Consider the following 14192-nt stretch of genomic DNA (forward strand, 5'->3'; position numbering starts at 1 on the left):
GTCAATAAAGTGGTGCCGTTTCCCCAGGTCAGCGACTAGATCCGGAAACATCTGCCGGCCGTATTGCGTCGATAACACAGCGGGTTGTAGACACACCTCCCGGGAAGAGATCCGCACACGACGTCGGAGGAGCCAACCTTGAAGGTGCTCGGATGCCCACTTCCACGACTCATGGCCACCGTATGCGCGGTGAGCCTGGTCGCGGTCCTCCCGGCCGTCGCGCAGGCCAGCCCTGCGGCCCACGCCCCGGCGGCGCAGTCCGCCGCCGGGGCGCCGGTCTACCTGAACACCCGCTACTCCTTCGCCGAGCGGGCGGCCGACCTGGTGTCGCGGATGACGCTGCCGGAGAAGGTCGCCCAGCTGCAGACCAACAGCGCCCCGGCGATACCGCGGCTCGGCGTGCAGGAGTACACGTACTGGAGCGAGGGCCAGCACGGCATCAACACGCTGGGCGCGGACAGCAACCGCGGCGGCGTGGCCGGCGGGGTGCACGCGACGAGCTTCCCGGTGAACTTCGCCTCGACGATGACCTGGGACCCGCAGCTCACCTACCAGGAGACCACCGCGATCTCGGACGAGGCCCGCGGCTTCCTGGACAAGTCGCTGTGGGGGACCGGACAGAACAACCTGGGCCCGTCGGCGTCCGACTACGGGGCGCTGACCTTCTGGGCGCCCAACGTCAACATGGACCGGGACCCGCGCTGGGGCCGGACCAACGAGTCCTTCGGCGAGGACCCGTACCTGACCTCCTCGATGGCGGGCGCCTTCGTCGACGGCTACCAGGGCGAGACCATCACCGGCAAGCAGCAGACCCCCTACCTCAAGGTCGCCGCCACCGCCAAGCACTACGCGCTGAACAACGTCGAGGACTCCCGGCACACCGGCAGCTCCGACACCACCGACGCCAACCTCCGGGACTACTACACCAAGCAGTTCGCCGGCCTGGTCCAGAACGCGCACGTGTCCGGCATCATGACCTCCTACAACGCGGTCAACGGGACGCCGTCCCCGGCGGACACCTACACCGTCGACGAACTGCTGCAGGCGACCTACGGGTTCGCCGGCTACACCACCTCGGACTGCGGGGCGATCGGCGACGTCTACCAGTCCTCCTCGCACGACTGGGCCCCGCCCGGCTGGACCACCAACGGCACCTCGTGGACCAACACCAGCACCGGGAAGCAGATCTCCGCCGCGGCCGGCGGACAGGCCTACGCGATCCGCGCCGGCACCCAACTCAACTGCGCCGGCGGTGAACTGACCACGCAGAACGTCCAGGCCGCGCTGGACCTCGGGCTGCTGTCGACCGGCGTCGTCGACTCCGCGCTGACCAGGCTGTTCACCGTGCGGATGGAGACCGGCGAGTTCGACCCGGCCAGCAAGGTCGGCTACACCTCGATCACCAAGTCGCAGATCGAGAGCCCGGCCCACCAGGCCCTGGCCGAGCAGGTCGCCGCCAACGACATCACCCTGCTGCAGAACAACGACGTGACCGGCACCTCGTCCACGCTGCTGCCGGCCGACCCGGCGAAGCTGTCGAACGTGGTCGTGGTCGGCGACCTGGCCGGCAAGGTGACCCTCGGCGGCTACTCCGGCGAGCCGAGCCTGCAGGTCAGCGCGGTACAGGGGATCACCGCCGCGGTGAAGAAGGCCAACCCGGCGGCGACCGTCAGCTTCGACGCCTGCTCCACCTCCACCACGGCCACCGCGGCGGCCTCCTGCTCAGCCGCGACCCAGGCCGCCATCAAGTCCGCCTCGCTGGTGGTCGTCTTCGCCGGGTCCGACCTCCAGGTGGCCGACGAGAGCCACGACCGGTCCACCCTGGCCCTGCCGGGCAACTACCAGTCGCTGATCGACCAGGTCGCCGCCGAGGGCAACCCGCGCACCGCACTGGTGCTGCAGGCCGACGGACCCTACGACATCCAGCAGGCCCAGAAGGACTTCCCGTCGATCGTCTTCAGCGGATACAACGGCGAGAGCCAGGGCACCGCGCTGGCGCAGGTGCTGTTCGGACAGCAGAACCCGGCCGGGCACCTGGACTTCACCTGGTACGCCGGTGACTCCCAGCTCCCGGCGATGACCAACTACGGGCTGACCCCGTCGCAGACCAGCGGACTCGGCCGCACCTACATGTACTTCACCGGCAAGCCCACCTACCCCTTCGGCTACGGCCTGTCCTACTCCACCTTCAAGTACTCCGGCATCGAGGTCGGCCCGGCGTCCACCTCGGCGGACGGAACGGTCCGGGTCGGCTTCGACGTCACCAACACCGGCTCGGCGGCCGGGACCACGGTCGCGCAGCTGTACGCCGCACTCCCGGGAGCCGGCAGCGGCGACACCGCCCGCGAGCAGCTCGCCGGATACCAGAAGACGCGGCTGCTGCAGCCCGGCCAGACCCAGCACATCACCCTGTCGGTCAAGGTCTCCAGCCTCAGCACCTGGGACGAGAGCAGCCTGAAGCAGGTCGTCGCCGACGGCGCCTACCAGTTCCGGGTCGCCACCGACGCCTCCGACACTGTCGGCTCCGGCAGCGTCAGCGTGCACGGCGCGATCACGCCCCGGGTGCAGACCGTCACCGTCCAGCCCGACCAGGTGGTCTTCGACTCCGGCCAGACCCTGGACCTGACCGCCGCCAACCCGTGGATCGCCCCGGACACTGACGCCACGCTGGAGCAGAACCACGCCGCTGCCGCCAACGTCGTCGAGGCGGTCGACAACGACCAGTCCTTCGCCGACCTCGCGCACGCACACGTCGGCTACGCCAGCAGCGACCCGCGGGTCGCCATGGTCAGCGGCGACGGCACCGTCACCATGCACGCACCCGGTGCGGCGACCATCCGGGTGACCGTGAACGGCGTCACCGGCAGCACCCCGATCGTGGTGCGGGACCCGCTGACCCTGCACGCGCCCACCGTGGTGAAGCCGGCCACCACCGTCACCGCGACCGAGACCTTCACCAACAGCGGCGACAAGGCCGTCCACGACCTGCACCTCGGCCTGGACACCCCCAGCGGCTGGACCGCGACCGCGACCTCGCCGGTGGAGATCGGCAGCGTCGCCCCCGGGCAGCAGGTGACGGCCAGTTGGAACGTGGCCGTACCCAGCAGCACGACACCCGGTACCCAGACCGAACTTGACGCGACGACAACCCTCACCGGCGCGGCCGGGCCGTACACCGAGAGTGCGGTCGACCCGCTGTCGGTCACCTCGGGCGCCACCCCGGAGCAGGCCACCCCGGTGATCACCGGGACCAGCCCGGCGGCCGGTGAGCTGAAGGTGCTGCTGGACAACCCGTCGGACACCCCGACCACGGTGACGGCGATCAACTGGAAACTCGGCAGCCTGTCCGGCACCCAGCCGGTCGACGCCACCATCGCCGCGGGCTCCACCGCCACGGTGACCGCGCCGGTGCCCGGCATCGCCTTCGCCACCCAGTACCCGCTGACGGTCACCAGTACCGTCTCCGGCGGACTGTCCTCCGAGGCGCTGTCCGGGCACGCCACCTTCCTGCCCGTGGTCAACAAGAGCCTGGGCAGCTCGTGGACGCTGGCCGACGTCCAGGACGGCCCGTCCATCGACATGGCCACCACGGCGAACGGAGTCTGGCAGTCCCTGGACGGCTCGCTGCCGTACGGCGGCCCGTCCTACCTGTCCGGGAAGATGTGGTTCGACTGGGACTCCCAGTACCTCTACATCACCGCCGACATGACCGAGCAGTCCTTCGCCAACTCCGCCACCGGGGGCGACATCTGGCAGGGCGACAGCCTGCAGTTCGCGGCCACCTCGGGGGTGCCCGGCGCCTCGACCAGTACCAGTTCCGCCTCCTCCGACGGCCACTACGAGTACGGCGCCGCGCTCACCCCGGACGGCTCCCAGCTCTACCGCTGGACCAGCCCCGCCCAGGGCGCCGGCCAGGTCACCGACGCGTCCGTCCACGTCACCAGGGACGACGCCAACCACACCACGCTCTACCAGGTCGCCCTGCCCTGGAGCGACCTCACCTCGGTGCAGCCCACGGCGGACAACGTCTTCTCGCTGTCCACGATGTTCAACAACGTGGACACCGGGGTGCGCAACGGCTACCTGGAGTGGGGCGGGGGCATCGGCGACAACAAGAACGTGGCCGAGTTCGACATGGCCCAGCTGATGCCCGCCGGCAGCGGGTCCTGACGAAGTGCCCTGAGGAGCGAGGTGGGCTGCCGTCCGTTATCGATTTACTCCATCGAATGGGGTTAATCGGTACGGGCGGCAGCCCGCCGTGGCCTTGCTCGGCAGCTGACTGATAGACAGACAGGCTGTTCAGCAAGGACTTTTGCCCGTTGGGTTCCACGCGCCGCCGGATCCTTGCCCCATAGTTCATCCAGCGTATTGACTAACCAGGACGCCGATTCGTAGGCTCGCCGAGCAGGCGACTCTCCCCGACCGGTCCGTACCCGCTCGCAGCAACAGGAGACCCCATCCCATGCACGACGACCGAGAACTGGTCGAAGCCCGACTGGAGCGCGTCCTGCGGGAGCGCATCCGCCCGGCAGTCCACCCGCTGACGGCGCCGCTGGACGTCGAGATCTGGTCCACCTCGGGCGAGCCCGTGCCGGTGGCCGAGGGACTGGCGGCGGCGACCCGTCCCATCGACGAGGGGACTCCCTGGGGCACCCCCTGGGGGACCAGCTGGTTCAAGGTCACCGGAACGGTGCCCGCCGAGTGGGCCGGCTCCACCGTCGAGGCCGTGCTCGACCTCGGCTTCACCCCGCGCACCCCGGGCTTCCAGTGCGAGGGCCTGGTCTACCGCCCCGACGGCTCCCCGGTGAAGGGCCTGCATCCGCGCAACTCCTATGTGCGGCTGGACTCCCCGGTGGCCGGCGGGGAGCAGGTGCACTGGCGGATCGAGGCGGCCTCCAATCCGGACCTGGATGCGAGCGGCGTGCCCTTCCAGCCCACGCCGATGGGGGACCGCAGCACCGCCGGCGACGCGCCGCAGTACGTGCTCGGCGCCATGCGGCTGGCCGTCTTCGACGAGACGGTGTGGAACCTGGTCATGGACCTGGAGGTGCTCGGCGAGCTGATGACCGAGCTGCCCGTGGACGGCGCCCGCCGCTGGGAGATCCTGCGCGCGGTCGGCCGGGCCCTGGACGCCGTCGACCTCCAGGACGTCAACGGCACCGCGCAGGCGGCCCGGGACGAACTGGCCGGTGTGCTGGCCGCCCCCGCCGGCCCCGCCGCGCACCGGATCAGCGCGGTCGGCCACGCCCACATCGACTCCGCCTGGCTGTGGCCGCTGCGCGAGACCGTGCGCAAGGTGGCCAGGACCGCCTCCAACATGACCGCGCTGATCGAGGCGGAGCCCGAGTTCGTCTTCGCCATGTCCCAGGCCCAGCAGTTCGCCTGGCTCAAGGAGCACCGGCCGGAGGTCTGGGCCCGGGTCAAGAAGGCCGTGGCGGACGGCCGCTTCGTCCCGGTCGGCGGCATGTGGGTGGAGTCCGACACCAACATGCCAGGATCCGAGGCGATGGTCCGTCAGTTCGTGCACGGCAAGCGCTTCTTCATCGAGGAGTTCGGCATCGACAGCGAGGAGGCGTGGCTGCCGGACACCTTCGGCTTCGCCGCCGGGCTGCCGCAGATCATCAAGGCGGCCGGAGCCCGGCGGCTGCTCACCCAGAAGATCTCCTGGAGCCGGACCAACAGCTTCCCGCACCACACCTTCCTCTGGGAGGGCATCGACGGCAGCCGGGTCTTCACCCACTTCCCGCCGGTCGACACCTACAACTGCGAGATGAAGGGGCGTCAGATCGCGCACGCGGCGCGCAACTTCAAGGAGAAGGGGGTGGCCACCCGCTCGCTGGCGCCGACCGGCTACGGCGACGGCGGCGGTGGTACCACCCGCGAGATGGTCGCCAGGGCGGCCCGGCTGCGCGACCTGGAGGGATCGGCCACGGTGCGCTGGGAGGCGCCCGCGGAGTTCTTCGACAAGGCCGAGGCCGAGTACCCCAATCCGCCGGTCTGGGTCGGCGAGCTCTACCTGGAACTGCACCGGGCCACGCTGACCAGCCAGGCGCAGACCAAGCGCGGCAACCGGCACAGCGAGTCGCTGCTGCGGGAGGCCGAGCTGTGGGCCGCGACCGCTGCGGTCCGCACCGGATTCCCTTACCCGTACCAGGAGTTGGACCGGATCTGGAAGACCGTGCTGCTGCACCAGTTCCACGACATCCTGCCCGGCTCCTCCATCGCCTGGGTGCACCGCGAGGCCCGGGAGACCTACGCCCGGGTGGGCCGGGAGCTGGACGGCATCATCGCGGCCGCCCAGCAGGCGCTGGCCGGGCAGGGGTCGGTCGAGCTGCTGTTCAACGGCGCACCGCACGCCCGCACCGGGGTGCCCTCGGGCGGCGCCGGACCCGAGTCCGGGGCGGGCGCCGCGGTGACGCCGGTGCCGCGCGAGGGCGGCGGCTATGTGCTGGACAACGGCCTGCTGCGGGTCGAGATCGACGCACGCGGGCTGGTGGTGTCGGCCTACGACATCGCCGCCGGGCGCGAGGCGGTCGCACCGGGACAGGCGGCCAACCTGCTGCAACTGCACCCCGACTTCCCCAACCAGTGGGACGCCTGGGACGTCGACGCCTTCTACCGCAACACCGGCCGCGACCTGGTCGAGGTGGAGTCCCTGGGCATCGAGGGCGCCGCGGTGCGCATCGAGCGGGTCTTCGGCGAGTCCAGGGTCACCCAGCTGCTGTCGGTGCCCAACGGCGTGCAGCGGCTGGACATCGACACCGAGGTCGACTGGCACGAGCGGGAGCGGTTCCTCAAGCTGGCCTTCCCGCTGGACGTGAAGGCGGACCGGTACGCCTCGGAGACCCAGTTCGGGCACGTCTACCGGCCCACCCACCAGAACACCAGCTGGGAGTGGGCCAAGTTCGAGGCCTGCAACCACCGCTTCGTCCACGTCGACGAGCCGGGCTGGGGCGTGGCGGTGGTCAACGACGCGACCTACGGCCATGACGTCACCCGCTCGATCCGCACCGCCGACGGCGGCGCGACCACCACGGTGCGGGCCTCGCTGCTGCGCGCACCGCGCTATCCCGACCCGGAGACCGACCAGGGCGTGCACCGCTTCCGGCACGCGCTGGTGCCCGGCGCGACCATCGGCGACGCGGTGCGCGAGGGCTACCGCGCCAACCTGCCCGAACGCCGGGTCACCGGCGCGGCGCAGGCGGTGGCACCGCTGGTCTCCGTGGACGGGGACGGGGTGGTGGTGAGCGCGGTGAAGCTGGCCGACGACTGCAGCGGCGACCTGGTGGTCCGCCTCTACGAGGCGCACGGCGGACGCGCCCGGGCCGCCGTGTCGGTCGCCGACGGCTTCGCCGCCGACCGCGCCGTCCGGACCGACCTGCTGGAACGGCCCGTCACGGACGCGGTGCCGTCGGCGGTCGAGGACGGGACCGCCTTCCTGGACCTGCGGCCCTTCCAGCTGGTGACCCTGCGCATCCCCCGAGCCTGACCCGCCCGTCACCGGTCCTGCGCCGAGCGCCTCGTCGCCCCGCGCAGGACCCCGGAAGGAGCAGTCCCCGTGCACGACGACCGCCGGATCACCGAGACCCGGATCCGCAAGCTGCTGGACCGGGTGGTCCGGCCCGCCCTGTACAGCGACGTCCACCCGTTCACGCTGAGCGCCTGGCAGGTCGACGGCGAACCCGTGCCGGTCGCCGAGGCGCTGAACGCCGACTACCGGCCCTTCGCGCTCGGCTCCAGCTGGGGCGGCCCCTGGTCGACGACCTGGCTGCGGGCCCGCGCGCAGATCCCGCAGGGGTGGGCGGGCCGCCGCGTGGAGGCCGTCTTCGACCTCGGCTTCGACCTCACCCGCGGGCCCGGCGGCCAGGCCGAGGGCCTGGTCCACGACGCCCACGGCGCCCCGCTGCAGGGCCTGCACCCCTACCACCGCAGCGTGCTGCTGACCCCGTCCGCCACCGCCGGCGAGCAGGTCGACCTGCTCGTGGAGCTCGCCGCCAACCCCTGGATTGTGGGCAGTGCCGGACACAACACCCACCTCGGCTCGCTGGAGACCGCCGGCACCGAGCACCTCTACCGGCTCGGGCAGGCCGAGATCGCCGTGCGCGAGGAGGAGGTCTGGCAGCTGATCCACGACATCGAGGTGCTCGACGAGCTGATGCACCAGCTGCCCGAGGGCTCCTCCCGGCGGCACGGGATCCTGCACGCGCTGCGGCAGGCGGCCGACGCCGTCGACCCCACCGATGTGCCGGGCACCGCAGGGCGGGCCCGGCAGCGGCTGGCCGATGTGCTGGCCCGGCCGGCGAACGCCTCCGCCCACACCGTCTCGGCGGTCGGACACGCCCACATCGACTCCGCCTGGCTGTGGCCGGTCCGCGAGACGGTGCGCAAGTGCGCCCGCACCTTCACCAATATGACCACCCTCGCCCAGGAGTACCCCGAGCTGGTCTTCGCCTGCTCCTCGGCGCAGCAGTACGCCTGGATGAAGGAGCAGTACCCGGAGGTCTTCGCCCGGATGAAGAAGGCCGTGGCCGAGGGCAGTTGGGCGCCGGTCGGCGGCATGTGGGTCGAGGCCGACGGCAACCTGCCCGGCGGGGAGGCGCTGGCCCGCCAACTCGTCCACGGCAGGCGGTTCTTCGCCGAGGAGTTCGGCATCGAGCAGCACGGCGTCTGGCTGCCCGACTCCTTCGGCTACACCGCCGCCTACCCCCAGCTCGCCAGGCTGGCCGGGGCCCGCTGGTTCCTCACCCAGAAGCTGTCCTGGAACGAGACCAACCGGCTGCCGCACCACACCTTCGCCTGGGAGGGCATCGACGGCTCGCGGATCTTCACCCACTTCCCGCCCGTCGACAGCTACAACGCCGAGCTCACCGGGGCCGAACTCGCCCACGCCGAAACCAACTTCGCGGAGAAGGGGGTGGCCACCCGGTCGCTGGTGCCGTTCGGCCACGGCGACGGCGGCGGTGGTCCCACCCCCTCGATGCTGGAGAAGGCGCGCCGGCTCCGGGACCTGGAGGGCTCGCCCCGGGTGGTGGTCGAGGCGCCGGACGCCTTCTTCGCCGCTGCGGCGGCCGAACACGAGCAGCTGCCGGTCTGGCGCGGCGAGCTCTACCTGGAGAACCACCGCGGCACCTACACCAGCCAGGCGCGCACCAAGCGGGGCAACCGCCGCGCCGAGGCCCTGCTGCGCGAGGCCGAGCTGTGGGCCGCCACCGCGGCCGTGCGGGCCGGCGTGGACTATCCGCACCAGCGGCTGGAGCGGATCTGGCAGCGGGTGCTGCTCAACCAGTTCCACGACATCCTCCCCGGCTCGTCCATCGCCTGGGTGCACCGGCAGGCCGAACGCGAGTACGGCGAGATCCACCGGGAGTTGGAGGAGATCATCGGCGCGGCGGTGGCCGAGCTTCCGGGTGCGCCCGCCTTCCTGAACAGCGGCCCGCTGCCGCGCCGCGAGGTCGCCTTCCTGACGCCGGATCAGGAGCATTCCGCAGCCTCGACGCAGGGCCAGCTCCTCTCGGACGGCCGGCTCGCCCTGCTGGCCGAGGCGCCCGCCCTCGGCTCCGGCACCGCGACCGCCCCGGCGCAACCGGTCACCGCCCGCGCCGAGGACGGCGGCTACGTCCTGGACAACGGCCGACTGCGGGTGGTGGTCGACCACCGGGGCCTGGTGACCTCCGCCTACGACCACATGGCGCAGCGCGAGGCCATCGCCCCCGGCACGGCCGGCAACCTGCTCCAGGTGCACCCGGACGACCCCAACCTGTGGTCGGCCTGGAACCTGGACCCCTACTACCGCGACACCGTCCGCGACCTCGACCAGGCCGACTCGGTCAGGCTGATCGACGCCGGCCCGCTGCTGGCGTCCGTGCGCGTCGAGCGCACCCACGGTGCCTCGTGCTTCGTCCAGCACATCGAACTGGCCGCGGAGAGCGCCTGGCTGACGGTCCGTAACGACATCGACTGGCAGGAGCGCGACACCGTGCTCAAGGCGGCCTGGCCGATCGACGTGCACGCCGAGCACGAGAGTGCCGAGATCCAGTTCGGCCATGTGCGCCGGCCCACCCACGAGAACACCAGCTGGGACGCCGCCCGCTTCGAGCTGTGGGCGCACCGCTGGATCCACGTGGGCGAGCACGGCTGGGGGGCCGCGCTGCTGACCGACTCCACGTACGGACACGACGTGCACCGCGACACCCGCGCGGACGGCGGCAGCACGACCACGGTGCGGCTGTCGCTGCTGCGCGCGCCGCACAGCCCGGACCCGCAGGCCGACCGCGGCCGGCACCGGTTCAGCTACGCCCTGGCCCCGGGCGCCGGTGTCGAGCAGGCCGTCGCGGGCGGCTACGCGCTGTCGCTGCCGCTCCGACCGGCGGCCGCGCAGGCCGCTCCGCTGATCGCGCTGGACAATGACCGGGTCGTGGTGGAGTCGGTCAAGCTGGCGGACGACCGCAGCGGCGACGTGGTGGTGCGCCTCTACGAGTCGGGCGGCGGTACCGCCGAGGCCCGCCTGACGGCCGGGTTCCCGCTGGCCTTCGCCCGGGACTGCGACCTGCTGGAGCGGCCCTGGCCGCAGCCCGCCCCGGGCGAGCCGGAGCGCAGGCCGGCCGTACTGACACAGGGGCCGGACGGGGTCCGGCTGCGGCTGCGGCCCTTCCAGATCCTGACCCTGCGGCTGCGCCCGCAGGCCGCCGAGCACAGTGGGCAGGGGTGAACCGGTCGCGGTGGCATAGCATGCCAGCGACCGGACACCAGTCCACGGAGGCGAAGAGGCGCAGGTTGGCGAGCATGAGGACGGGTTCGGACACGCAGTCGCCGATCAGACGCGGAACCAACCTGCCGCGGGTGGGGGACTTCAACGAGTCCGTGGTCCTGGACGCGATCCGCCGGCAGCGCTCCGGCCTGAGCCGGGTCGAGCTGGCCCGGGCCACCGGACTGTCGTCGCAGACGGTCTCCAACATCACCCGGCGGCTGCTGGACCAGGGCGTGGTGCGCGAGTCCGGCCGGCAGAGCAGCGGCAGCGGCAAGCCGCGGACCCTGCTGGAGATCGTCCCGGCCTCGCTCTACGCGGTGGGCGTCCACCTGGACCCGGCCGTGATCACCTGCGTGGTGGTGGACCTGCTGGGCACGGTCGTGGCCGAGCACAGCCACACCACGCCCAGCGGCGGTGACACCGACCGGATCGCCGCGGACATGGCCGCATCGGTCACCGCGCTGGTCGCGGACTCGGTCACGGACCGGGACCGGGTGCTGGGCCTGGGCATCGCCGCGCCCGGGCCGATCGACGCCGTCGCCGGCTGGGTGGTGGACCCGCCCGAGCTGCCCGGCTGGGGCCGCTACCCGCTGCGGGACCGGTTGAGCGAGGCCACCGGCTTGCCCGCGGTGCTGGACAAGGACGTGACGGCGGCGGTGGTCGCGGAGCGCTGGACCGGGGCCGCTACCGCCAGCCGCAATCTGCTCTTCTTCTACTTCGGCACGGGCACGGGCATGGGCCTGGTGGTGAACGACACCGTGCTGCGCGGGATCTCCGGCAACGCCGGCGAGGTCGGCGGCCTCGGCGCGGCCGGCTCCACCCGCACCCTGGTCGAGGAGGCGGTGACCCTGGGCGTGCTGGGAACCGAGTACACCGTGGTGAGCCCGGCCGACGCGCAGCGGGGCCTGGAGCGCCTGGCGGAGCTGTCGGCCGCCGGGGACGCGGCGGCCGACGGCGTCCTGGAGCGGCTGGCGGTCCGGATCGGCCGCGGCGTCTGCGCGGCGGCCACGCTGCTGGACGTGGACACGGTGGTCTTCGGCGGCCCCGCCTGGCAGGTGCTGGGGGACCGGCTGCTGAAGACCGTGGAGCCGATGGTGGCCGGCAGCCCCTTCATCAGGGCCACGCATCCGACTGCGGTCCTCTCGACCACCCTCGGCGCCAACGTCGCCGCCGTGGGCGCGGCCTCCCTGGTACTCGACAGCGCCCTGTCCGCCCAACCGGGCACGCTGCTGCTGACGTAGCCCAAGCAGCCGCAGCCGTCGCCTTCACGGCCGTCGCAGGCGGGGGGTGAAGGAGGCGTGGAAGAGGGTGGAGGCGGCGCCTACGGCGGCGGCCTCGTGGGTGCTGACGGAGCGTTCGACGTGGACCCGGCGCAGCCGGCGGGCGGTGGGGAAGTCGTTGACGGCGCGTTCGATCTCGGTGAGGTAGACCTCGGCGGCGGGGCCGGTGCAGAACGGGCCGCCGACCACCACCAGGCCCACGTCCAGCATGTCGATCACGGCCAGCGTGCCGCGGCCGATGGCGCGGGCGGCCTGGCGGACCGTCAGCTGCGGGCGCTGGGCGGCCGGGTCGGGGACCAGGACGTGGCAGGCCGGGTTGCACTCGGGCAGTACCTCCGGGCGCCCCGAGGGCTCGACCCGGCCCAGCACCACCGCGCACAGCTGGCCGAACTCGCCCGCGTTGGCGGTGAGCCCGCGGTAGATGTCGCCGTTGAGGATCAGGCCGGCGCCCACCCCGGTGCCGAGGTAGAGGTAGACGAAGTCGCGGGAGCGCCGGTCGCGGCCGATCCAGCGTTCGCCGACGGCGGCGGCTATCGAGTCCTTCTCGATCAGGATCGGGCAGGAGAAGCGGCGCTCCAGCAGGGTGCGCAGCGGCACGTCGCGCAGCACACCCATCAGCGGCGGGTCCAGCACGGTCCCCGACACCGTGTCGACCGGGCCCGGCACGGCGACGCCCAGGCCCAGGAAGCTGCTCTCGCGCACCTGCCGGTCGGCGCCCGCGAGCACCGCCTCGCCGAGCGCGGCGATCTGCGCGACCACCGCGCCGGGGCGCGGCTCGGGGGTGATCCGTTCCACCCGCCGGGCGACGATCCGCCCGGACAGGTCGACCACCACCGCGGTCAGCACCTCGGGGTCGATGTGGATGCCCATGGCGTGCGCGGCGTCGTCGCGCAGCCGGACCAGGCCGCGCGGTTTGCCGTCCGCCGACGGGCGTTTGCGGTCCTCCACCAGCAGCCCGCGCTCCAGCAGTGAGCGCGCGATCCGGGAGACCGACTGCTGGGTGAGCCGGGTCCGGGTGGCGATGTCGCCGCGGGTGATCGCGCCGGCCAGCCGCACCGTCTCGATGACCACGCATTCGTTGAAGGAGCCCAGGTCGATCTGGTTGGCGCCGGCGCCGCTGGCGGTCCCGGCGGCGTGCAGCGGACCGGCGGCGCCGGACGGGCGCTCGCCCGGGGCGGCGGGCAGCGGTTCGCGGATCCAGCGCAGCGGGGCGGGGCCCTGCAGCGCCGCCGCGAGGTCGAGCAGCACCCGGGCCGAGGAGGACGGGTGCTGGGCGGCGTCCAGGGCCAGCGCGGCGCGCAGGAAGGACACCGTGCCGGTGTGTTCCGGCGGCTGATGGGGGGTCACCTTGGCCCGGGCGCACTGCTCGGTGAAGTCCGTGGCGGCGGGACCGCGCAGGACCACCAGGTGCAGTGCGGCCCTGGGGTGGACCCGGCGGGCGGCGGCCAGGAAGGCGCCGACCGCGGCATGGCCCGCGGTCTGGCCCGTGCCCGGTCCCGCGGGCGGCGCCGCCGGGGCGGCCAGGGCGCGGGTGAAGGCGGTGGTGACCGCGGCCAGTGCGTCGGCGGGGGGCTGGATGTCGGCGGGCGCGGGTTCGGCCCGGGTGCCGGTGCGCTGGGCGAGCAGCACCAGGGTGTGGCCCGGCTCGTGCAGCAGGCCCACCACCCAGATCCCGCCCTCGCCCAGCGGCGGTGTCAACGGCGGTGCGGGGGTGGAGAGTTCGTCGCGACCCAGGTTCCAGTGGCGGCGGGCGGCGGCGACCGCGGTGTGCGAGCAGCCGAGCCGGCGGCCCAGGCTGCGCGAGGAGCGCTGGTCCGGCGGGGCCAGCAGGCTCTCGGCGACCACCTCGCCCTCGTCCACCACGCTGGGGCGGCCGCTCTGCGAGCGGCTGTCGAGGCCGGTCGCGCCCTCGGCGGCGTAGCGCTGCCGCCAGGTGGCCACGGTCTGCCGGGAGACCCCGAGCCGGCGGGCGATCTCGGCGTTGTGCCGCCCGAGCGCGGCCTCCAGCACGATCGCCGCACGCAGCGCGCGGGGTTGCGGCCCGGCCGCCCACCGGCGGAGGACGTCGAGCTCGTCCTCCACCGGTGCGCGGGTGGCAGTGTGCTCAAGCACCGGCAGTCGTCCCTCCTGCCGGCCCGCCCGGCGGATCTCATGCTAGTTGCGGA

At 72.7% G+C, this 14192-nt stretch carries 5 protein-coding genes; 4 read left to right on the forward strand and 1 reads right to left on the reverse strand.

Annotated elements, in window-relative coordinates; all coding sequences use genetic code 11:
• The first annotated feature begins 171 nt into the window (after window positions 1-171).
• From IF29_RS0131010 to IF29_RS0131025, 4 genes are all read left to right on the forward strand, one after another.
• On the forward strand, window positions 172-4170 hold the full coding sequence (locus IF29_RS0131010) for a glycoside hydrolase family 3 C-terminal domain-containing protein (protein ID WP_037597224.1): 3999 nt from the start codon (window positions 172-174) through the stop codon (window positions 4168-4170).
• A 292-nt stretch (window positions 4171-4462) separates the two neighbouring features.
• The gene (locus tag IF29_RS0131015) at window positions 4463-7489 is read left to right on the forward strand and encodes an alpha-mannosidase (RefSeq protein WP_030261784.1); all 3027 of its coding nucleotides are present in this window, start codon (window positions 4463-4465) and stop codon (window positions 7487-7489) included.
• A 69-nt stretch (window positions 7490-7558) separates the two neighbouring features.
• Window positions 7559-10708 (forward strand): alpha-mannosidase, encoded by a 3150-nt coding sequence (locus IF29_RS0131020; protein WP_030261786.1) that lies wholly within the window; start codon window positions 7559-7561, stop codon window positions 10706-10708.
• Window positions 10709-10782: 74 nt separating this feature from the next.
• Window positions 10783-11988 (forward strand): ROK family transcriptional regulator, encoded by a 1206-nt coding sequence (locus IF29_RS0131025; RefSeq protein ID WP_030261787.1) that lies wholly within the window; start codon window positions 10783-10785, stop codon window positions 11986-11988.
• 24 nt (window positions 11989-12012) lie between these two features.
• On the opposite strand, the gene IF29_RS45380 is transcribed toward IF29_RS0131025, so the two are convergent.
• A complete protein-coding gene (locus IF29_RS45380; protein ID WP_198037597.1) occupies window positions 12013-14139 on the reverse strand; it encodes an ROK family protein in 2127 nt (708 codons plus the stop codon).
• Window positions 14140-14192 lie beyond the last annotated feature (53 nt).

It is taken from the genome of Streptacidiphilus jeojiense, from assembly GCF_000719095.1.
GTDB lineage: Bacteria > Actinomycetota > Actinomycetes > Streptomycetales > Streptomycetaceae > Streptacidiphilus > Streptacidiphilus jeojiensis.